General features: G+C 53.8%; 18 protein-coding genes. 4 read left to right on the forward strand and 14 right to left on the reverse strand.

Features of this window, described 5'->3' with window-relative positions; all coding sequences use genetic code 11:
* Positions 1–10: 10 nt before the first annotated feature.
* From ACVXHP_RS09150 to gltB, 5 genes are all read right to left on the reverse strand, one after another.
* Complete coding sequence (locus ACVXHP_RS09150; RefSeq protein WP_204527681.1) at positions 11–1,291, reverse strand: cytosine deaminase; 1,281 nt, start codon at positions 1,289–1,291, stop codon at positions 11–13.
* Positions 1,278–2,531 carry a cytosine permease gene (gene codB / locus ACVXHP_RS09155; RefSeq protein ID WP_316129883.1) on the reverse strand — a complete coding sequence of 418 codons (1,254 nt, stop codon included), beginning with the start codon at positions 2,529–2,531 and terminating at the stop codon, positions 1,278–1,280. Before codB ends, ACVXHP_RS09150 begins: the two co-directional genes overlap by 14 nt.
* A gap of 115 nt (positions 2,532–2,646) precedes the next feature.
* Positions 2,647–3,750 carry a PDDEXK nuclease domain-containing protein gene (locus tag ACVXHP_RS09160; protein ID WP_447571327.1) on the reverse strand — a complete coding sequence of 368 codons (1,104 nt, stop codon included), beginning with the start codon at positions 3,748–3,750 and terminating at the stop codon, positions 2,647–2,649.
* Between the two features lie 208 nt (positions 3,751–3,958).
* Positions 3,959–5,377 carry a glutamate synthase small subunit gene (locus tag ACVXHP_RS09165; RefSeq protein ID WP_447571328.1) on the reverse strand — a complete coding sequence of 473 codons (1,419 nt, stop codon included), beginning with the start codon at positions 5,375–5,377 and terminating at the stop codon, positions 3,959–3,961.
* Between the two features lie 12 nt (positions 5,378–5,389).
* On the reverse strand, positions 5,390–9,850 hold the full coding sequence (gene gltB, locus ACVXHP_RS09170) for a glutamate synthase large subunit (RefSeq protein WP_200009137.1): 4,461 nt from the start codon (positions 9,848–9,850) through the stop codon (positions 5,390–5,392).
* Between the two features lie 684 nt (positions 9,851–10,534).
* Between gltB and ACVXHP_RS09175 the strand changes: the two genes are divergently transcribed.
* The 4 genes from ACVXHP_RS09175 to mtgA all read left to right on the forward strand — a co-directional run bounded on the left by ACVXHP_RS09175 (position 10,535) and on the right by mtgA (position 15,603).
* Complete coding sequence (locus ACVXHP_RS09175; RefSeq protein WP_447571422.1) at positions 10,535–11,464, forward strand: TIGR01212 family radical SAM protein; 930 nt, start codon at positions 10,535–10,537, stop codon at positions 11,462–11,464.
* Positions 11,465–11,667: 203 nt separating this feature from the next.
* Complete coding sequence (arcB, locus tag ACVXHP_RS09180) at positions 11,668–14,004, forward strand: aerobic respiration two-component sensor histidine kinase ArcB (protein ID WP_447571329.1); 2,337 nt, start codon at positions 11,668–11,670, stop codon at positions 14,002–14,004.
* 229 nt (positions 14,005–14,233) lie between these two features.
* Entirely contained in the window at positions 14,234–14,887 is a 654-nt protein-coding gene (gene elbB, locus ACVXHP_RS09185; protein WP_304702228.1) for an isoprenoid biosynthesis glyoxalase ElbB, read from the forward strand.
* Positions 14,884–15,603, forward strand: coding sequence for a monofunctional biosynthetic peptidoglycan transglycosylase (gene mtgA / locus ACVXHP_RS09190; protein ID WP_447571330.1), 720 nt, complete (start codon positions 14,884–14,886; stop codon positions 15,601–15,603). The genes elbB and mtgA overlap by 4 nt, the downstream gene beginning before the upstream one ends.
* Before the next feature lie 66 nt (positions 15,604–15,669).
* Here the strand turns inward: mtgA and npr are convergent, their stop codons facing one another.
* The 9 genes from npr to kdsC all read right to left on the reverse strand — a co-directional run bounded on the left by npr (position 15,670) and on the right by kdsC (position 21,591).
* On the reverse strand, positions 15,670–15,942 hold the full coding sequence (gene npr / locus ACVXHP_RS09195; RefSeq protein WP_003828770.1) for a PTS phosphocarrier protein NPr: 273 nt from the start codon (positions 15,940–15,942) through the stop codon (positions 15,670–15,672).
* Positions 15,939–16,793, reverse strand: a complete 855-nt coding sequence (gene rapZ, locus ACVXHP_RS09200; protein ID WP_003025085.1) for an RNase adapter RapZ — start codon at positions 16,791–16,793, stop codon at positions 15,939–15,941. Before rapZ ends, npr begins: the two co-directional genes overlap by 4 nt.
* Before the next feature lie 45 nt (positions 16,794–16,838).
* Entirely contained in the window at positions 16,839–17,330 is a 492-nt protein-coding gene (gene ptsN / locus ACVXHP_RS09205; protein WP_006687857.1) for a PTS IIA-like nitrogen regulatory protein PtsN, read from the reverse strand.
* An 83-nt stretch (positions 17,331–17,413) separates the two neighbouring features.
* Positions 17,414–17,701 (reverse strand): ribosome hibernation promoting factor, encoded by a 288-nt coding sequence (gene hpf, locus ACVXHP_RS09210; RefSeq protein WP_038634275.1) that lies wholly within the window; start codon positions 17,699–17,701, stop codon positions 17,414–17,416.
* A 22-nt stretch (positions 17,702–17,723) separates the two neighbouring features.
* A complete protein-coding gene (rpoN, locus tag ACVXHP_RS09215) occupies positions 17,724–19,157 on the reverse strand; it encodes an RNA polymerase factor sigma-54 (RefSeq protein WP_047026397.1) in 1,434 nt (477 codons plus the stop codon).
* 46 nt (positions 19,158–19,203) lie between these two features.
* Positions 19,204–19,929, reverse strand: coding sequence for an LPS export ABC transporter ATP-binding protein (gene lptB / locus ACVXHP_RS09220; protein WP_003025073.1), 726 nt, complete (start codon positions 19,927–19,929; stop codon positions 19,204–19,206).
* A 6-nt stretch (positions 19,930–19,935) separates the two neighbouring features.
* A complete protein-coding gene (lptA, locus tag ACVXHP_RS09225) occupies positions 19,936–20,484 on the reverse strand; it encodes a lipopolysaccharide ABC transporter substrate-binding protein LptA (RefSeq protein ID WP_042311295.1) in 549 nt (182 codons plus the stop codon).
* A complete protein-coding gene (lptC, locus tag ACVXHP_RS09230) occupies positions 20,453–21,028 on the reverse strand; it encodes an LPS export ABC transporter periplasmic protein LptC (RefSeq protein ID WP_047026396.1) in 576 nt (191 codons plus the stop codon). The genes lptA and lptC overlap by 32 nt, the downstream gene beginning before the upstream one ends.
* Positions 21,025–21,591: a 3-deoxy-manno-octulosonate-8-phosphatase KdsC gene (kdsC, locus tag ACVXHP_RS09235; RefSeq protein ID WP_304702226.1), complete on the reverse strand. Its 567-nt coding sequence runs from the start codon at positions 21,589–21,591 to the stop codon at positions 21,025–21,027. The genes lptC and kdsC overlap by 4 nt, the downstream gene beginning before the upstream one ends.
* Positions 21,592–21,603 lie beyond the last annotated feature (12 nt).

Below are 21,603 nucleotides of genomic sequence, written 5' to 3' on the forward strand. Positions count from 1 at the left end.
GGATATAAATTTAGCGCTTAAACGTCACCGCTTCCGGCTGCGTCAAATGCAGCGTGGTCTGGCTGGGGACTGTCTCGGCAATGACTCGCCCGTGACGAATAGAATATCGTGCAGGCGTCTGGCGACGAACCGCGTCAAATCCATTTTCAGCCGGTAAGATCACCAGATTCGCCGAGTTTCCCACGCTCAGGCCATAGTCCTGCAGGTGCAGCGTTTTCGCGCTGTGGGTAGTGATCAGATTCAGTCCATCATTTATCTGTCCGTATCCCATCAACTGGCACACGTGTAAACCCATATGCAGCACCTGTAACATATTTGCGGTGCCTAATGGATACCACGGATCGAAGACGTCATCATGACCAAAGCAGACGTTGATCTCCGCTTCCAGCATCTCTTTGACGCGCGTGACGCCGCGGCGTTTAGGATAAGTGTCAAATCGTCCTTGCAGGTGAATATTGACCAGCGGGTTCGCCACGAAGTTAATACCGGACATTTTCAACAGGCGGAAAAGACGGGAAGCATATGCGCCGTTATAGGAGTGCATTGCCGTGGTATGACTGGCGGTCACGCGCTCGCCCATATTGTAGCGATGCGCCAGTGCCGCGACGGTTTCAACAAAGCGTGATTGCTCATCGTCAATTTCGTCGCAGTGCACATCGATAAGTCGGTCGTATTTTTGCGCCAGGGCGAAGATTTTGTGCAGCGACTCCACGCCATATTCACGCGTAAATTCAAAGTGGGGAATCGCGCCGATGACGTCGGCCCCCAAACGCACGGCTTCCTCTAACAGCGCTTCACCGTTGGGATAAGACAGAATACCTTCCTGTGGGAACGCGACAATTTGCAGCTCTACCCACGGCGCAACCTCCTGCTTCACTTCCAGCATGGCTTTCAAAGCCGTTAGCGTAGGATCGGAAACGTCAACGTGAGTACGGACATACTGGATGCCGTTCGCCATCTGCCATTTCAGGGTTTGCATCGCGCGCGCTTTGACGTCTTCGTGAGTCAGCATTGCCTTACGCTCTGCCCAGCGTTCAATACCCTCAAACAACGTACCAGACTGGTTCCAGCTCGGCTCACCCGCGGTTTGCGTGGTATCCAGATGAATATGTGGCTCAACAAACGGTGGAATTGCCAGACCGCCCTCGGCATCAAGCACTTCGCCCTGCGGCAACGCAGCTGCGTCCTGAGGCTCAATTCGGCTGAAGCGCCCGTTTTCAATCGTGAGCTGCCACAATCCTTCGCGTCCCTGTAAACGCGCCTGACGAATGGTGATGTTATTGTTCTGCATGGCTGACCTCTGGTGATTTAGCAAGGCTGCGATTGAAAAGTGGATTCAGCAGGATATAGCTGAATACGCCGCCGAGTACGGCGTTGACTGGCACAATACCGGGAATATAGTGACCGGCGGCAATGCCCAGTGCAACGGACAAAATAGCTATCCAGTTGACGGTCATAAATCGTGCTTTGCTGAAATCGGCGTATCGGCGATGGTTCAGCAGATAGTCGGCGATAATCACCCCGCCAATCGGCGGAATCGCTGCCGACAGAAATGTTAGCCAGCCAACAAAGTTATTGTAAAGCCACAGTGCGCACAGTGTGCCGATAATGCCGTTAGCCACCGACAGCGTACGGCTGGAAAGACCGGTAATATTGGCAAATCCCAGACCCGATGCGTACAGCGCATTGTCGTTAGTGGTCCAGATATTCAGGCCGAGTACCACAATTGCAGGCAGCAGCAGGCCCTGGGCTATCATCACGTCAGAAATATCTGCTTGTCCGACTGCAGCGGCACCCGCCGCGCCAAAGATAAACATCAACGAGTTGCCAAGGAAAAAAGCGATCATGGCAATCAGTACCGCGCCTTTGGCATTGCGGCCAAAGCGAACGAAGTCGGCGGTTAACGTCCCAGCGCTGACAAACGAGCCTACCACCAGCGCCAGGGCGGTGGAGAAATCAAGCGGCGTTTGCGGCACAATCGCTTTTAAATGGTCTAAACCGCCGACATCGCTCACCGCCAGCCAGACGGAGTAGCTGCCAAGAATGACGATGGCGGGCACGGCGATGATAGATAAAATAGTCAGTGCCGAGATGCCAAAAAAGATGGTCATCGTCATCAGCAGACCGGAAACTGCAATCAGGATATTGACGTCAATTCCCGTCGCTTTGCCAACCGGAATAGCAAACATGGCCACACCTACGCCAAACCAGCCTACCTGGGTACCGCCTAATAGCAGTGAAGGAAGCCAGGAGCCTTTAACGCCAAATGAGTAACGAGCAAGAAGGTGGGTGGAGAGTCCGGTTTTTGCGCCGATGAAACCGAGAAATGCAGTGTAAATACCGAGGAGAAGATTACCGAAGAGAACTGCCAGGAAGAAATCATTATAAGAAAGACCGGTACCGAGCGTGCCGCCGGTCCACATACTGGCGGAAAAGAAGGTGAGTCCCAACATAACAAACGTTAGTGGTATCACGCCTTTCCGCGCCGCCAGAGGGACGGGGCCCTGGCTATAATTGTTATCTTGCGACACAACGCCTCCATGAATTTTGCCCAAAAAATCCGGCGCATAATATACAGTTCTCAGAATAAAGCAAACGTTTCCGTGTGATATTTTCTTGAAAATTATTCATGGGGTTAATGGTTTGCTAGTTTTTCTCCGTCGTCAGTGAACCACCGCGTGCGAGTTGAGTTTCGAGCATGGTTTGCGAACGAATGAGTTCGTCTGTGAGTAATTTCTCGTCGGGCAACTGTATTTTGTACTCGCTCGCCATGATGGTATTTGGTAGGCCATTCAGCGCGTAATACGCTTCCCCCGCGCCTTTTCCTGCGCACAAAACCAAGCCGACTGGCGGGTTTTCTCCGGGCATTGTCCAGTGCTCTTTGGCATAGTTCAGGTACATGTTCATTTGTCCGGCGTCGGCATAACTGAATTTGCCTACCTTCAGGTCAACGAGCAACAGGCAGCGCAAACGGCGGTGGAAGAACAGCAGATCGACGCGGAACCAACTATCGTCTATGCGTAATCGTCGCTGGCGACCGACAAAAGCAAAATCGTCACCGAGCTCCAGCATAAAGTCCATCAGGTGGCTGAGCAGCGCGTCTTCGAGATCCGACTCGGAATACTCGTCTTTCAGATTCAGAAATTCCAGAATGAACGGGTCGCGTATGGCTTGCTCCGGCAAGACGTTTGGCTCGGCGGGTGCTGGCTGCTGCAACATGGCGGGTTTGTCGTGAGACAGTAGCGTTCGTTCGTAAAATAGAGTGGCAATTTGTCGATCAAGTTGTCGCACTGACCAGCCGTTACGTAGCGTCTCTTTTTCATAAAAATTGCGGGCATCGGGATTTTTAACCGACAAGAGGCGGACATACGCCGACCAGGGGAGTGGGAAAGATTTAGCCAGTTGCGCCAGACGTGAAGATTCTGCAGACACTGTCTGCGGAATTTCAATGCACTGAAAACATAGATAAAATGTTCTCATTTGCCACAGGTTTCTGGTAGAAAATCCACGCTTATAGCGCAGACTTAAATCTGCGGATAACCGCTCAATGAGCTGAATACCATAAGCCGCTCGTGTTTCACCGCCTTGTTCAAACTCGACAATTCTCCTGCCGATTTCCCAGTAGGTTGCCGTCATCAACGCGTTAATGCTGCGGACAGTCTCAGTTTGGGCAGTATCTACTAAGCGAATAATACCGTCATGGATTTGCTGATAATCGTCAGCGTGTTGTGGTGGTGTAGGTACAGTCATGTCATCCCTGGCGCGATAGTTGCGAAATGAAAATATATCGCTACCAATACGCTTCAGGCATAGCCCGGTCAATACAGGAAAGCTGTATTACATGGAGTTACAGCTGTATTTGCGAGCAGCTTTCAAAGAATGATTCCGCATGTATTTAACGGAGAAATATTGGCTCCCCATCCATCAGCGTCAGGCTGTGGCAGGGGAGCCAGAAGTATTACACTTCCAGATAATTCAGGATGCCGTCAGCGGCTTTACGACCTTCGGCAATCGCGGTGACCACCAGATCCGAACCGCGCACGATGTCGCCACCGGCGAAGATTTTTGGGTTGCTGGTCTGGAAGGCGATGTCGCTGCGTTCCGGAGCGATAATCCGGCCCTGAGAATCCAGTTCGACGCTGTGTTTCGCCAGCCATTCCATACTGTGCGGACGGAAACCAAACGCCAGTACCACCGCATCCGCCGGTACAACGTGCTCGGAACCGGCGACGATCTCCGCGCGACGACGGCCCTTCGCATCCGGTTCGCCCATTTCGGTACGCGCCATTTTCACGCCGCATACTTTACCGTTGGCATTCACTTCCACACCTAACGGCTGGACGTTGAACTGGAATTCCACGCCTTCTTCACGCGCGTTTTTCACTTCGCGTTTAGAACCCGGCATGTTCTCTTCGTCGCGGCGATAGGCGCAGATTACGTGCGCTGCGTTCTGGCGAACCGAGGTGCGCACACAGTCCATCGCGGTATCGCCCCCGCCGAGAACGACGACGCGTTTGCCTTCCATGCTGATGTACGGCTCGTCGCTGCTTTCGCCGAAGCCCATTAACTGTTTGGTATTGGCGATCAGGAACGGCAGGGCGTCGAATACGCCGGAAGCGTCTTCGTTCTCCAGCCCGCCGCGCATCGACTGATAGGTACCTACGCCAAGGAATACCGCGTCGTAATCCTTCAGCAGGTCGTCGAGCTGTACGTCACGGCCCACTTCGACGTTGAGTTTGAACTCAATTCCCATAGCGGTGAAGATTTCACGGCGGCGGGTCATGACCTCTTTCTCCAGCTTGAAAGCCGGGATGCCGAAGGTCAGCAGACCGCCGATCTCCGGATGACGATCAAACACTACTGCCTTCACGCCGTTGCGAGTTAGCACATCAGCGCAGGCCAGGCCCGCTGGACCCGCACCGATAATCGCCACGCGTTTGTCCGTCTGGCGCACACCGGTCATATCCGGACGCCAGCCCATTTCGAACGCTTTATCGTTGATATAGCGCTCGATGTTACCGATGGTCACCGCGCCGAACTCGTCGTTCAGGGTACAGGATCCTTCACACAGACGATCCTGCGGGCAGACGCGGCCGCAAACTTCCGGCAGGGTGTTAGTCTGGTGTGACAGCTCGGCCGCTTCAAAAATACGCCCCTCGTTGGCCAGCTTCAGCCAGTTCGGGATGTAGTTATGCACCGGGCACTTCCACTCGCAGTACGGGTTGCCGCAGGACAGGCAGCGATCTGCCTGCGCTTTAGCCTGGCCTTCGGAAAACGGCTCGTAGATCTCGATAAACTCGATCTTACGGATCTTCAGCGGCTTCTTCGGCGGATCAACGCGCTGCAGGTCGATAAATTGGTATACGTTCTGACTCATTGCTGCTACCCCTTACTGCGCCTGCACACGCAGCTCTGCTGCGCTACGACTACGGTGACCCAACAGTGCTTTCACATCACTGGATTTTGGTTTTACCAGCGCGAATTTCGCTGAGAATGCTGGCCAGTTAGCCAGGATCTCTTCGCCGTGTGAAGAGCCGGTATGCTGTACGTGCTCGGTAATCAGACCGCGCAGGTGTTCCTCATGAATGGCCAGAGAATCAACGTCCAGCACTTCCACCAGTTCCGGGTTCACGCGCTTGCGGAAATCGCCGTCTTCATCCAGTACGTAGGCGAATCCGCCCGTCATACCCGCCCCGAAGTTAACGCCCGTTTTGCCGAGAATACAGACGATGCCGCCGGTCATATATTCGCAGCCGTTGTCGCCGATACCTTCCACCACGGTGATAGCGCCGGAGTTACGCACCGCAAAACGCTCGCCCGCACGGCCCGCGGCAAACAGACGACCTCCGGTGGCACCGTACAGGCAGGTGTTACCGATGATGCTCGCCTCATGGCTACGGAAAGCCGAGCCAACCGGAGGACGCACTGCCAGCAGGCCGCCCGCCATACCTTTACCGACATAGTCGTTGGCATCGCCGGTCAGATACAGCTCCACGCCGCCCGCGTTCCACACGCCAAAGCTCTGGCCCGCAGTACCGTTGAAGTGCGCTTTGATGGGATCCGCCGCCAGTCCCTGGTCGCCGTGTGTCTGGGCAATATAGCCAGACAGAGACGCGCCTACGGAACGGTCGGTGTTGCGGATATCGAACCAGAAGGTTTTGCTCTGGCGCTCGTCGACATACGGTTTTGCCTGTTGCAGGAGCTGTGCGTTCAGTACGCCGTTATCAAACGGCGGGTTGTTCTCGGTGCAGAACAACGCCTTACCAGGATGCGGCTCGGCGGTTTCCAGCAGACGAGACAGCTCCAGCTTCTGCTGTTTGGCGGTAAACCCTTCCAGCTCTTTGAGCAGGTCGGTACGACCAATCAGATCCACCAGACGTTTCACGCCCAGCTCGGCCATCAGCTCGCGCACTTCACGTGCAATAAATTCAAAGTAGTTGGTCACTTTGAACGGCAGACCGTGATAGTGGTTCTTACGCAGTTTGTCGTCCTGAGTTGCTACGCCGGTTGCACAGTTGTTCAGATGGCAAATACGCAGGTATTTACAGCCCAGCGCGACCATTGGACCGGTACCGAAACCGAAGCTTTCCGCGCCGAGAATCGCCGCTTTAATGATATCGACGCCGGTTTTCAGACCGCCATCGACCTGCAGACGAATCTTGTGACGCAGACCGTTGGCGACCAGCGCCTGCTGGGTTTCCACCAGACCCAGCTCCCATGGGCAGCCCGCATATTTCACCGAGGAGAGCGGGCTTGCGCCGGTGCCGCCGTCGTAGCCGGCGATGGTGATCAGATCCGCATAGGCTTTCGCCACGCCGGTGGCGATGGTACCAACGCCCGGTTCGGAAACCAGCTTCACCGAGATCATCGCTTTCGGGTTGACCTGTTTGAGGTCGAAAATCAGCTGCGCCAAGTCCTCGATAGAGTAGATATCGTGGTGCGGCGGCGGGGAGATCAGCGTCACGCCCGGCACTGAATAGCGCAGTTTGGCGATGTACGGGGTCACTTTATCACCCGGCAACTGACCGCCTTCGCCCGGCTTCGCGCCCTGAGCGACTTTAATCTGAATGACGTCGGCGTTGACCAGGTACGCCGGGGTTACGCCAAAGCGACCGGAAGCTACCTGCTTAATACGCGATACCTTGTTGGTGCCGTAGCGCGCCGGATCTTCGCCGCCTTCGCCGGAGTTAGAATTACCACCGATGCTGTTCATCGCTTCCGCCAGCGCCTCGTGTGCTTCCGGGCTTAATGCGCCGATAGACATGGCTGCGGTATCAAAGCGTTTAAATAATTCGCTCGCGGGTTCTACCTCGTCAATGCTCACGGCTTCATCGCCGGGCGTAATCGCCAGCAGGTCGCGCAGCGTGGCCGCCGGACGCTCATTGACCAGCTTGGCATATTCCTGATAGTCGCTGTATTCGCCGCTTTGTACTGCCTGTTGCAGCGTGCGCACTACGTCCGGGTTGTAAGCGTGGTATTCGCCGCCGTGGACGTACTTCAGCAAACCGCCCTGACTAATTGGTTTCCGCGCCAGCCAGGCATGTTTCGAGAGGTTTAGCAGATCCTGTTGGAAGTCGGTAAAACCTGCGCCGCTGATGCGGCTGACTACGCCCTGGAAGCACAACGCCACGACATCATCGTGCAGACCAACGGCTTCAAATAGCTTCGAGCAGCGGTAAGAGGCGATGGTTGAGATGCCCATTTTGGACATGATTTTGTACAGACCTTTGTTGATGCCATTACGATAGTTCAGCATCACGGTCCGGTAATCTTTGGCAATCGCCTGAGTGTCGATCAGACGTCCCAGCGTTTCATACGCCAGATACGGATAAATGGCCGTCGCGCCAAAGCCGAGCAGCACCGCGAAGTGGTGCGGGTCACGGGCGCTCGCCGTTTCAACGATGATGTTGGCGTCGCAACGCAGGCTTTGTTCTACCAGACGCGTTTGCACTGCGCCCACGGCCATCGGTGCCGGAACAGGCAAGCGGTTTTTCGCGATATTACGGTCAGAGAGCACCAGCAGCACCGTGCCGTTACGCACCATCTGTTCCGCCTTATCACACAAGGCTTTGACGGTCTCTTCGAGCGTGGTTTCGGTCACGTCGAAGGTGATATCCAGCCGATCAGCGCGATAATGCTCCTCTTTCATGGTGGTGAGCTGGGTGAAATCGGAGTACAGCAGGATCGGCGATTTAAAGCTCAGACGGTGTGCCTGACCTTCCGCTTCGCAGAAGACATTCATCTCGCGACCGATGCTGGTGGCCAGCGACATAACGTGCGCTTCACGCAGCGGGTCAATCGGCGGGTTAGTTACCTGCGCGAACTGCTGACGGAAGTAGTCATAGATGATGCGCGGCTGGCTGGACAGCACGGCAAACGGGGTATCGTCACCCATTGAGCCGACCGCTTCCTGGCCGTTTTCACCGAGTACGCGAATGACGGAATCCAGCTCTTCGGCGCTGTAATTAAACTGTTTCTGGTAGCTGGCGAGAGTATCATCGTCCAGCTCGCGGCTGCCGACCTGATCGTCAGCCAGCTCTTCGAACGGCACCAAACGACGAACGTTTTTCTCCATCCACTCTTTGTACGGGTGGCGGCTTTTCAGGTCATTGTCGGTTTCCGCTGAGTGCAGAATGCGGCCGCTACGGGTGTCGATAACCATCAGCTCACCCGGACCAACGCGGCCTTTTTCCATCACTTCATCCGGCTGGTAATCCCAGATCCCGACCTCAGAGGCGCAGGTAATCAGCTTGTCTTTGGTGATGACGTAGCGCGCTGGACGCAGGCCGTTGCGATCGAGGTTACAGGCGGCAAAGCGACCATCAGACATAACGATGCCCGCCGGACCGTCCCACGGCTCCATGTGCATAGAGTTAAAGTCAAAGAACGCGCGCAGCTCCGGGTCCATATCCGGGTTGTTCTGCCAGGCCGGCGGTACCAGTAAACGCATGGCGCGGATGATGTCCATCCCGCCCGCCAGCAGCAGCTCCAGCATGTTATCCATGGAGCTGGAGTCGGAGCCGGTTTCGTTGACGAACGGCGCGGCGTCGTGCAGGTCGGGGATCAGCGGCGTCTGGAATTTGTAAGTACGTGCGCGCGCCCACTGACGGTTACCGGTGATGGTGTTGATTTCGCCGTTGTGCGCCAGATAGCGGAACGGCTGCGCCAGCGGCCAGCGCGGCACGGTGTTGGTGGAGAAGCGCTGGTGGAAAAGGCAGATGGCCGATTCCAGACGCAGGTCCGCGAGGTCCAGGTAAAAACGCGGCAGATCCGCCGGCATACACAGACCTTTATAAATGTTCACCAGATTAGACAGGCTACAGACGTAGAAGTCTTTATCTTGCAAGAGGCGTTTTTCAATACGACGGCGCGCGATGAACAAGCGGCGTTCCATATCACGCGGACGCCAACCCGCAGGGGCGTTAACGAAGATTTGCTCAATACGAGGCAGGGAGGATAGAGCGATTTCACCGAGAACACCTTCGTTGGTCGGCACGTCGCGCCAGCCGACAATCGACAGGGTCTCCTGCTGTAATTCTTCTTCAACTATGCGACGAGAGGCTGCTGCCAGTTCAGCGTCTTTATTTAAAAAGATCATGCCGACGGCGTAGTTTTTGGCTAAACGCCAGCCGCGCTCTTGCGCCACGATGCGGAAAAAGCGATCCGGTTTTTGTAACAGCAGGCCGCAACCATCGCCGGTTTTTCCATCGGCAAGAATTGCGCCACGGTGCTGCATGCGGGCCAGTGCGTGTATGGCGGTACGCACTACCTTGTGGCTAGGTTCGCCTTCTATGTGGGCGATCAGGCCGAAACCACAGTTATCCCTCTCAAGGGATTTATCGTACAACATATGAGTGAACCTCCCCAGGCTCTGCGGGATTCCCATCTGAACCGTTGCGCACGGGCACACCAAGAGCATGGCGACGGGGTTTGCGTGTCATACGCTTACCTCGCATTCGCCCTCTTTATCCTTTTCGCACAGGTCAAACAAGTTTGAGGACTTGCTTCAGAGGGAATCTCAATTACTGCATAAATATGATGAGCAGGCTGCTCATCCAGAAAGCTTCCAGCGGATTTCCACGTTATCGGGAATCCACACACAGGTCAAATGGCAATCTTATTTATGAAAAAATGTGCTATGGGGTAATTAAATTTATGAAAATACTGAAATAAAAGGCTTTTTTACATTGGTTTAACGTAGGGGGAGCGGTCAGGGAAGTGTGATCTGTCTCACTGTCAGAAAGGCTGTATATCCCTCGTCCTGCCTTTGTTTATCGAGATGCTTGGCATTTTATGCTGGTTTTTAAAGTTTTGGCGTCTTAAAGATACTGTTTTTACGCAAAGAGTATAAGAAGATAAAAAAAACAGTCGAATATAAGGAAAAGTAATTACATTTTTAGTGAATGAAATTTCGATTATTTTGATTTGTTATGCAATAAATAAAGGCTCGCCAGGGCGATTGATCCAGGTCATCGCCGACTGGGGCAAAAAATGGCAGGCTTTGGCCTCTTTTCAAGGCGCGGTCTACCAGATTATGCAGTTACAGAAATTAGTCAATATGTTTGGTGGGGATCTTTCTCGCCGTTATGGGCAAAAGGTTCATAAACTCACGCTGCACGGCGGCTTTAGCTGTCCAAATCGCGATGGCACCATCGGGCGCGGCGGATGTACTTTCTGTAATGTCGCCTCGTTTGCCGATGAAGCGCAGCAGCACCATTCCATTGCCGAGCAGCTTGAGCATCAGGCGCACCTGGTCAATCGCGCGAAACGCTATCTGGCCTATTTCCAGGCCTACACCAGCACCTTTGCCGAAGTGCAGGTGCTGCGCTCGATGTATCAACAGGCGGTCAGCCAGGCCAGTATCGTCGGGTTATGCGTTGGGACGCGCCCGGACTGCGTGCCGGATGCGGTGCTGGATCTGCTTTGTGAGTATAAAGACCTGGGCTATGAAGTGTGGCTGGAGCTCGGTCTGCAAACCGCGCATGACAAAACCTTGCACCGAATTAACCGCGGCCATGATTTCGCCTGCTATCAACACACCACGCGGCTGGCGCGCGAGCGCGGGCTGAAAGTGTGCTCACATCTGATCGTCGGTCTGCCGGGGGAAGGGCAGACAGAATGTCTGCAAACCATGGAACGTGTGGTGGAGACGGGCGTTGACGGTATTAAGCTGCATCCGCTGCATATTGTGAAAGGCAGTACGATGGCGAAAGCCTGGGAAGCCGGGCGGCTGAACGGGATCGAACTGGACGACTACACGATTACCGCAGGTGAGATGATCCGCCATACGCCGCCGGAGGTGATTTATCATCGTATTTCCGCCAGCGCGCGTCGCCCGACGCTGTTGGCGCCGCTATGGTGTGAAAATCGCTGGACGGGGATGGTCGAACTGGATAAATACCTTAACGAGCACGGCGTGCAAGGCTCGGCGCTAGGTACGCCGTGGATTCAGCCGGAGAGCTAACCATCTGCAGGTCGTAGGCCGGATAAGGCAAAGCCAACATCCGGCAATCTGCGCCTGCTTGCCTGATGGCGCTTCGCTTATCAGGCCTACGATGAACCACTCCTCGGTCATTTCACCGATAACCTCCGCATTTCTTGCACAATCTTCAACGTCACGCTGAGAATTGAGTATTATTGTGCCAAGTTGTCGTGAAGGAACCCTCTATGAAGCAAATTCGTATGCTGGCGCAATATTATGTCGACCTGATGATGAAGTTAGGTCTGGTGCGCTTTTCGCTGCTATTAGCGCTGGCTTTGGTCGTGTTGGCAATTGTGGTGCAAATGGCTGTCACCATGGTGCTGCATGGCCAGGTAGAAAGCATTGATGTCATCCGCTCTATCTTTTTTGGTCTGTTAATTACCCCCTGGGCCGTCTATTTTTTGTCAGTGGTGGTGGAGCAACTGGAGGAGTCCCGACAGCGCCTGTCACGCCTGGTGCAGAAGCTGGAAGAGATGCGCGAGCGCGATCTCAAACTCAACGTGCAGTTGAAAGATAATATTGCCCAGCTCAATCAGGAAATTGTCGAGCGCGAAAAAGCCGAAGCGGAGCGCCAGGAAACGTTTGAACAACTGAAGGTCGAAATCAAAGAGCGCGAAGAAACGCAGATTCAGCTTGAGCAACAGTCTTCATTTTTACGCTCTTTCCTTGATGCCTCGCCGGACCTGGTTTTTTATCGTAATGAAGATAAAGAGTTTTCCGGCTGTAACCGCGCTATGGAGCTGCTGACCGGCAAGAGCGAAAAGCAGTTGGTGAATTTGAAACCGGCTGACGTTTACTCCCCTGAGGCGGCGGAAAAAGTTATTGAGACCGATGAGAAGGTGTTTCGTCATAACGTTTCGCTCACCTATGAACAGTGGCTGGACTACCCGGACGGACGCAAAGCCTGCTTTGAAATTCGTAAAGTGCCTTACTACGACCGCGTCGGTAAACGACATGGTCTGATGGGCTTTGGTCGCGATATTACCGAACGTAAGCGTTATCAGGACGCGCTTGAACGCGCCAGCCGCGATAAGACCACGTTTATTTCCACCATCAGTCACGAGCTGCGTACCCCGCTGAACGGCATTGTTGGCTTAAGCCGGATCCTGCTGGACACGGATCTGACCGCCGAGCAGGAAAAATACCTGAAAACTATCCACGTCTCTGCCGTGACGTTGGGCAATATTTTCAACGATATTATCGATATGGATAAGATGGAGCGGCGTAAAGTGCAGCTCGATAACCAGCCGATCGATTTCACCAGCTTTATGGCGGATCTGGAAAACCTCTCTGGTCTGCAGGCGCAGCAAAAAGGGCTGCGTTTTGTGCTTGAGCCAACGCTACCGTTGCCGCATAAAGTGATTACCGACGGCACGCGTCTGCGCCAGATCCTGTGGAATCTGATCAGCAACGCCGTGAAGTTTACCCAGCAGGGGCAGGTGACCGTGCGGGCGCGCTATGACCAGGGGAATATGCTGCATTTCGAGGTAGAAGATTCCGGGATCGGCATTCCGCAGGATGAGCAGGATAAAATCTTCGCCATGTATTATCAGGTGAAGGACAGTAACGGCGGCAAACCGGCAACGGGAACCGGGATTGGCCTGGCCGTATCAAAGCGTCTGGCGAAAAATATGGGCGGCGATATTACGGTCTCCAGCCAGGCTGGTAAAGGCTCCATCTTTACGCTGACCGTGCATGCGCCTGCGGTAGCGGAAGAGATTGAAGACGCTTTTGAAGACGATGACATGCCGCTGCCTGCCCTGAATGTACTGCTGGTGGAAGACATTGAACTGAACGTCATTGTCGCGCGCTCGGTACTGGAAAAACTGGGTAATAGCGTGGATGTCGCCATGACCGGGAAAGCCGCGCTGGAGATGTTCACGCCGGGTGAATATGACCTGGTATTGCTGGATATTCAGCTACCGGATATGACCGGGCTGGATATCTCTCGCGAGCTGACGCAAAAATACGCGCGTGAAGACCTGCCGCCGCTGGTGGCCCTTACCGCCAACGTACTGAAAGATAAAAAAGAGTATCTGGAAGCGGGAATGGACGACGTGCTGAGTAAGCCGCTGTCAGTCCCGGCTTTAACCGCCATGATCAAAAAATACTGGGATACCCGAAACAAAGAGGAGAGCACTGTGACATCTGAAGAGAGCAGTAAATCGCAAGCGCTGTTAGATATTCCTATGTTGGAACAATACCTCGAGCTGGTGGGACCGAAGTTAATTACCGACGGGCTGGCGGTGTTTGAGAAGATGATGCCAGGATATTTGAGCGTGCTGGAGTCTAATCTGACAGCACGTGATAAAAAAGGCGTGGTTGAGGAAGGTCATAAAATTAAAGGTGCGGCAGGTTCGGTGGGGCTGCGTCATCTGCAACAGTTAGGTCAGCAAATCCAGTCGCCGGATCTTCCAGCCTGGGAAGATAACGTTGCTGAATGGATTGAAGAGATGAAGCAGGAGTGGCAGCACGACGTGGCGGTACTAAAAGCCTGGGTGGCGAGCGTGGAAAAAAAATGACCCCGGCTTGACCGGGGTGCGCGAATACTGCGCCAACACCAGGGAAATCGTGGCTGCGCCGTAAATTATTGTCATTGTGTACAAAGGCGCAGCCCTATTTTTCAGGCCGCACGCAGTTAAGATAGCAAATCTTAAATAATTTGTTACATGAATCAGTTAAATGTGTGAAGCGTAGCATTTAAATCATAATAACTAATATGTTTCAGCCAGTTGAGAAAGGAGTATCACGATGAAAAAAGTGGGAGTCGTGCTCAGCGGATGCGGTGTGTATGACGGTGCAGAGATCCATGAAACCGTACTCACGCTGCTGGCCATTGCCCGCAACGGCGCGCAGGCCGTCTGCTTCGCACCGGATAAACAACAAGCTGATGTGATTAATCATCTGACCGGCGAACCGATGCCGGAAACACGCAATGTCCTGATTGAAGCCGCTCGTATCACACGCGGCGAGATTCGCCCGCTTGCTCAGGCGGTTTCAACGGAACTGGATGCGTTGATCGTACCGGGTGGGTTTGGCGCCGCCAAAAACCTGAGTAATTTTGCCAGCCAGGGCAGCGAATGCCGGGTTGACAGCGATTTAGCCGCGCTGGCAGTTGCCATGCATCAGATGGGTAAGCCGCTGGGATTTATGTGCATTGCGCCCGCCATGTTACCCAAAATTTTTGATTTTCCGCTGCGTCTGACCATTGGCACTGATATCGATACGGCAGAGGTACTGGAAGAGATGGGCGCAGAACATGTGCCTTGTCCGGTTGACGACATTGTCGTTGATGAAGACAACAAAATCGTCACCACCCCCGCCTATATGCTGGCGCAGGATATCGCTCAGGCTGCGAGTGGCATCGATAAATTGGTCTCGCGTGTGCTGGTGCTGACTGAATGAGCAAAGGCGTTATCGCTTTTCTGCGGCGTATCTTTCTACGGGCGGTGATCGTCCTCGCCGTATTCTGGGGCGGGGGCATCGCCCTTTTCAGCGTGATGCCGGTACCGTTCTCGGCGGTGATGGTCGAACGGCAACTGGGCGCATGGTTGTCTGGTGATTTCGGGTATGTGGCGCACTCGGATTGGGTGAGTATGGATGAGATCTCACCGTGGATGGGACTGGCGGTGATTGCCGCCGAGGACCAGAAGTTCCCTGACCATTGGGGTTTCGATGTCTCTGCCATCGAGAAAGCGCTGGCGCATAATGAACGTAATGAAAACCGTATTCGCGGGGCGTCAACGTTATCGCAACAGACGGCAAAAAACCTCTTTCTGTGGGATGGGCGTAGCTGGGTGCGTAAGGGCCTGGAAGCCGGGCTAACGCTGGGGATAGAAACGGTCTGGAGTAAGAAACGTATTCTGACCGTCTATCTGAACGTTGCGGAGTTTGGCGATGGCGTCTTCGGCGTGGAGGCGGCGGCGCAACGGTATTTTCATAAACCTGCCAGTCGCCTGAGTCTGTCTGAGGCGGCCTTGCTGGCGGCGGTACTACCTAATCCTTTACGTTTTAAAGCGAATGCGCCTTCGGGTTATGTGCGTAGTCGTCAGGCCTGGATTATGCGCCAAATGCGCCAGTTGGGTGGTGAGTCGTTTATGCGGGAAAACAAGCTGTATTAGCGGAGTTATTGCCGGATGCGGCGTAAACGCCTTATCCGGCCTACTGGCTACGTTCTGTGCTCTCGATCAATCTTCGTCAAACCCTGAATTAAACAGGGCAATCACCGCGGCCAGAGCTTCAACTTCCTGCGGGCCTGTGGCTTCAACTTCTATCTGACGCCCCTTCGCAGAATCCAGCATCAGCAGCGCAATAACGCTGTTTGCCTCAGCTTCCGTTCCTTCATCATTACGCAGCAAAACTTCTGCTTCGAAACCCTGCATCAATTCAAAAAGTTTCATTGCTGGCCGGGCATGCATGCCCAGCTTATTGGTGATTTCAACGGTTTGCTTCACGGTCATGATTTACGTTTTTCCAGCGTACGATGGCGTGACTGCACGTTTTTACCGCGTGAGCGGAAGTAGTCTGCCAGCTGCTCTGCAATATACACCGAACGGTGTTTCCCGCCGGTACAGCCGATGGCTACGGTGAGGTAGCTGCGGTTGTTGGTCTCCAGCATGGGTAACCATAGCTCAAGATAGCTGCGGGTCTGGTAGATAAAATTGTGTACTTCTGTGTGCCTGTCGAGGAAGGCGGCGACGGGGCGGTCAAGACCGGTCATCGGGCGCAGCTTCGGATCCCAGTGTGGGTTGGGCAGGAAGCGCACGTCAAAGACGTAGTCCGCGTCAATCGGGATACCGTGTTTGAAACCAAAGGATTCGAATACCATCGTCAATTCGCGTTCGCGTTTGCCCAGCAGTCGGGTACGCAACATCTCCGCCAGTTCATGCACGGACATTTCGGAGGTATCAACAATCAGGTCTGCGCGGGAACGCAGCGGCTCCAGCAAATCGCTTTCTTTATCGATCGCGCTTTCCAGCGACAAGTTTTTGCTGGAGAGGGGGTGTAAACGACGCGTGTCGCTGTAGCGGCGAATCAGCGTGTTACGGTCAGCATCAAGGAACAGCAGCTGCGGTGAGAAGCCTTCAGGCAGATTGTTCATTGCCTGCTCGAAAATCTCTGGGGACTCCGGCATGTTACGCACATCAATGCTGACCGCCGCAGAAATCTGGCGATCGGCCAGTGTACGAGCCAGATCGGGCAACAGCACTACGGGAAGGTTATCCACGCAGTAAAAACCCATATCTTCCAGCGCACGCAGGGCGACGGATTTGCCAGACCCTGAACGACCGCTGACGATCATCAGTACCATGTACTGTTTCTCCTCACAACGACAAAAAAGGATGCCATTGGGTTGTTATGCTTCATCCTGTCCACCTTCGGTGTCCGTGATGATTTGATACAACTCCTGGTCACTCTGTGCGGCGCGCAGGCGACGGCAGATGGTTTTATCTGCCAGACGTTTGGCGACCAACGACAATGTATGCAAATGCGTCTTGGTTTGGTCTGCCGGGACCAGCAGGGCGAAAAGCAGATCGACGGGTTGATTGTCAATGGCGTCGAAGGCGATGGGTGTTTCGAGTTGCACAAACACGCCAACCGCGCGCATCGTGTCTTCTTCCAGCTTGCCGTGCGGGATGGCAATACCATTACCGATGCCAGTACTGCCCATTTTTTCACGCGTCAGAATGGCTTCAAATACCACCTGAGAGGGTAAGCTGAGCTGTTTTGCCGCCAGTTCACTGATGATTTCCAGTGCGCGTTTCTTGCTTTGGCAGTGAACGGCCGCGCGCGTACATTCCTGGTTAAGAACATTGCTCAGTTGTAGAGTCGTATCGTTATTTGTCATAATTTCACCTAAGCGCTAACCGTACAAATGGCCCGTTGTGCTGCACAACAGGCCGTCCTGCACCCGCTAACTGCCCGGACAAGTTAGTGCTGTTTCAGTTTATCTTTATGTTTTGTTAACTGCCGAGCCAGTTTATCAATTAAACCGTCAATGGCGGCGTACATATCCTGACCTTCCGCGCTGGCATGAATTTCGCCACCGTTTACATGCAGTGTTGCATCCGAGATATGTGTAACCTTCTCCACTTTCAACACAATATAGACTTGATTAATCCGGTCGAAATATTGTTCAAGCTTGGCGAACTTGGTATTAACAAACTCGCGCAGAGCTTCCGTGATTTCGACGTTGTTTCCAGTGATGTTGAGCTGCATAGTGTCTTCCTTATCGGTTGGGTCAGACCAGCTGTTTGCGCTGGTTAGACGGCGGAATGGATAAAGACTCTCGGTACTTCGCAACGGTGCGGCGCGCCACCATGATACCCTGATCCGACAGCATAGAGGTTAACTTGCTGTCGCTCAGCGGTTTCGCGGGGTTCTCCGCAGCAATTAATTTCTTCACCAGTGCGCGGATCGCTGTGGATGAGGCTTCGCCCCCGCCTTCAGTGTTCACGTGACTGGAAAAGAAATACTTCAGTTCAAATATGCCGCGCGGACTGTGCAGATACTTTTGCGTGGTCACTCGGGAAATGGTCGATTCGTGCATCTCGACAGCCTGGGCGATATCCGCCAGCACCATCGGTTTCATAAATTCTTCGCCTTGCTCAAAGAAGGCCTGCTGCTGTTCCACGATACAGCGGCTGACGCGCAGCAGCGTATCATTGCGGCTTTCCAGGCTTTTAATCAGCCACTTCGCATCCTGCAAATTGCTACGAATAAACTGGCTGTCAGCATCGTTGCGCGCGCTATTGCACATCCCGGCGTAGTGCTGGTTAATCTGCAAGCGTGGAATGCTGTCGCCGTTGAGTTCGACTACCCAGCGATCGTTATGCTTACGCACCAGCACATCCGGGATGACGTATTCCGGCTCGCCGGTTTGGATCGACTGTCCTGGGCGGGGATCGAGCGACTGGATGAGGTTGACGGCTTCTTTCAGCACGTCTTCTTTCAGTCGGGTCACGCGCATCAGCGAGCGAAAGTCATGGTTGGCTAACAGATCGAGGTGATCGCTGATGATCAGGCGCGCTTCTTCCAGCCATGGTGTGGACTTATCAAATTGTGAAAGTTGGATCAGTAAGCAGTCACGCAGATCTTTGGCCGCCACGCCAACGGGATCGAAGCGCTGAACGCGTTTAAGCACGGCTTCGATTTCATCCATACCGATGTCGTCATCGCCCATGCTTTCGAGAATATCGTCCAGGGTCACGGTGAGATAACCGGTTTCGTCTACCGCATCAACAATCGATGTCGCAATGGCGCGATCGGTATCCGAGAACGGGGTCAGCTCCACTTGCCACATCAGGTAATCCTGCAGCGATTGCGTGGTCTCACCCTGATAAACAGGCAGTTCGTCGTCGATGTAATCTCCGCTGGTGCCTGAAGGCGTACCGGCGGTGTAGATTTCATCCCAACTGGCGTCAAGCGGCAATTCCTCTGGCATCTCTTTTTGTTCGAGTGCATCTGCGGTATCGAGGGATTCGCTGTCCTGTTTTTCCTGGGTATCAATTTCGTCGTGAAGATCGGTTTGCTCGAGCAGTGGGTTACTTTCCAGCGCTTGCTGAAGTTCTTGCTGAAGTTCCAGCGTGGACAACTGCAACAGACGGATCGCCTGTTGTAGCTGAGGCGTCATCGCCAGTTGTTGGCTAAGCCTGAGTTGCAAACCTTGCTTCATGTTCAGAGTTGTTTTCTCCTGCGGTGACGTGAAGTCTTCTACCCTATCAGAGTCTGAAGTCTTCCCCAAGGTATACGCGCTTAACGTGCTCATCCTGCAGTATTTCTGTCGGCGTGCCGTGGGCGATCAGGTGTCCCTGGCTCACGATATAGGCGCGCTCACACACTGCCAGCGTTTCGCGGACGTTATGGTCGGTAATCAGCACCCCAAGCCCGCTGTCGCGCAGGTGTTCAATGATCCGTTTAATATCGATAACGGAAATCGGGTCAACACCGGCAAACGGTTCATCAAGCAGGATAAATTTTGGATTGGCGGCCAGCGCGCGGGCGATTTCCACACGGCGTCGTTCACCACCGGAGAGCGATTGGCCCATGCTGTCACGCAGATGTTCGATATGGAATTCTTCCATCAGCTCATTGGCGCGATCTTCCCGCTGCTCGCTGGTGAGATCGTCACGAATTTGCAGTACCGCCATCAGGTTATCAAACACGCTCAGGCGACGGAAAATAGACGCTTCCTGCGGCAGGTAGCCGATGCCGCGACGGGCGCGCGCATGCAGTGGCAGCAGACTGATATCTTCGTCATCAATGATAATGTTGCCCGCATCGCGCGGGACAATGCCGACCACCATGTAAAAGGTCGTTGTCTTGCCCGCACCGTTAGGACCGAGCAGACCGACGATCTCCCCGGAGTTGACGGTCAGACTGACATCTTCCACCACACGGCGGCCCTTATAGGCCTTTGCAAGGTTCTTTGCAGTTAATGTTGCCATAACGAATCAGTTACCTTTTTTCTCTGCCGGAGCCTTGTTTTTGTCCTGCAACTGCGACGGAACCAGAACGGTGGTGACGCGTTTGCCTTTATCGCTGAAGGCCTGCATTTTCTGCTCTTTTACCAGATAGGTGATCTTATCGCCTGTGATGTTGCTATCAAGCTGTTCCAGGTAAGCCTTACCGGTAAGAACGACGAAGTCTTTCGCCAGTTCATAGTGCATGTGTGAGGCGCGGCCTTTCACTGGCTTACCGTTGTCCTGCATCTGGTAAAAGGTGGCGGGATCACCGTAACCGTCAATCACTTCTTTACCGTCTTCACCGCCTGGGCGGGTCACAACGACTTTATCGGCGTTAATTTTGATGGTGCCCTGGGTCACAATCACGTTACCAGTAAACGTCACCACGTTGCCCTGCATATCCAGGGACTGCTGGTCCGACTCAATGTGAATCGGCTGCTCGGTATCGCCGGTGACGGCAAATGCCGGAATGCTGGCGGCCAGAAGTGAGCTGGCAAGCACAAGATTAAGGCTGAGTTTGTTTGTTTTGGATTTCATATGAGGTTCTAACCTTTTCAATCAGCTCGGCGTTCTTGTTGCGTAAGTTGCCGCGCATCTTCAGTCCGCTGGAGTTAAATGTTGTGCCATATAACGTGACAAGATCATCAGAGGTGACGTCTTGAGTCACCAGGTTAATCTGTGCGTTATCGGTCGTAATTCTGCGTAGTTGAGAGTCAGGCACCAGGGCGTTAACTTCAACATGGCCGTACAGATACAGCATCCGATCGTTGGTCAATTTGGCTTTATCGGCCTTGATTGACCAGGTCGGCACTTTATCCTTATCAAACGTGGTTAATACCGGTTGAGTAAACCACGAAACCGCTTGATCTGAATAATATTCAACGTGTTGGGCGATCAAGTGATAGCTCAGCGCGCCTTCCGGACTATACACGACGGTATCGGTATGTTCGCTTTTATAGGTTGGCTCGTTGTTATTGACGGCGACCTGAGTGGCCTCGTCTTTGTCTGCCAGGTTAATACCAATCATCACAAGGACAGCCAGCGACAGTAGAATGATAACCCAACGTCTGGTTTTGCTCATATCGATTGCCCTTTGGCCTCGTCCAGTTTGCCCTGCGCCAGGAGTAATAAATCGCAGACTTCACGTACAGCGCCGCGTCCCCCGTCGATACGGGTGACGTAGTCGGCGCGTGGAATCAGCAATGGATGGGCATCTGCCACCGCTACGCTTAATCCTACTTTTGCCATCACTGGCCAGTCGATCAGGTCATCGCCAACATAGGCCACATTTTCCGGCGCGATCGCCAGTTTTCCAAGCAGATCGGCAAAGGCGACCAGTTTGTCTGACTGCCCCTGATACAGATGCGTGATCCCCAATGTGGCACAGCGATCTTCTACAAGTTTAGCCTTTCGTCCGGTAATAATAGCAACCTCAATACCGGAAGTGAGCGCACAGCGAATTCCGTAGCCATCGCGGACGTTAAAAGCCTTCAGCTCTTCACCGTTGTTGCCCATATAAATCAGACCATCAGACAGTACGCCATCTACATCCAGGATCAGCAAACGGATGTTCTCTGCCCGGGTGATAACGTCAGCGCTGACGGGTCCATAACAGGTCGCAAGCGACGCACCTGCTTTACTCATTTTCTTTATCCT

This window comes from Citrobacter freundii complex sp. 2025EL-00176, assembly GCF_053309355.1.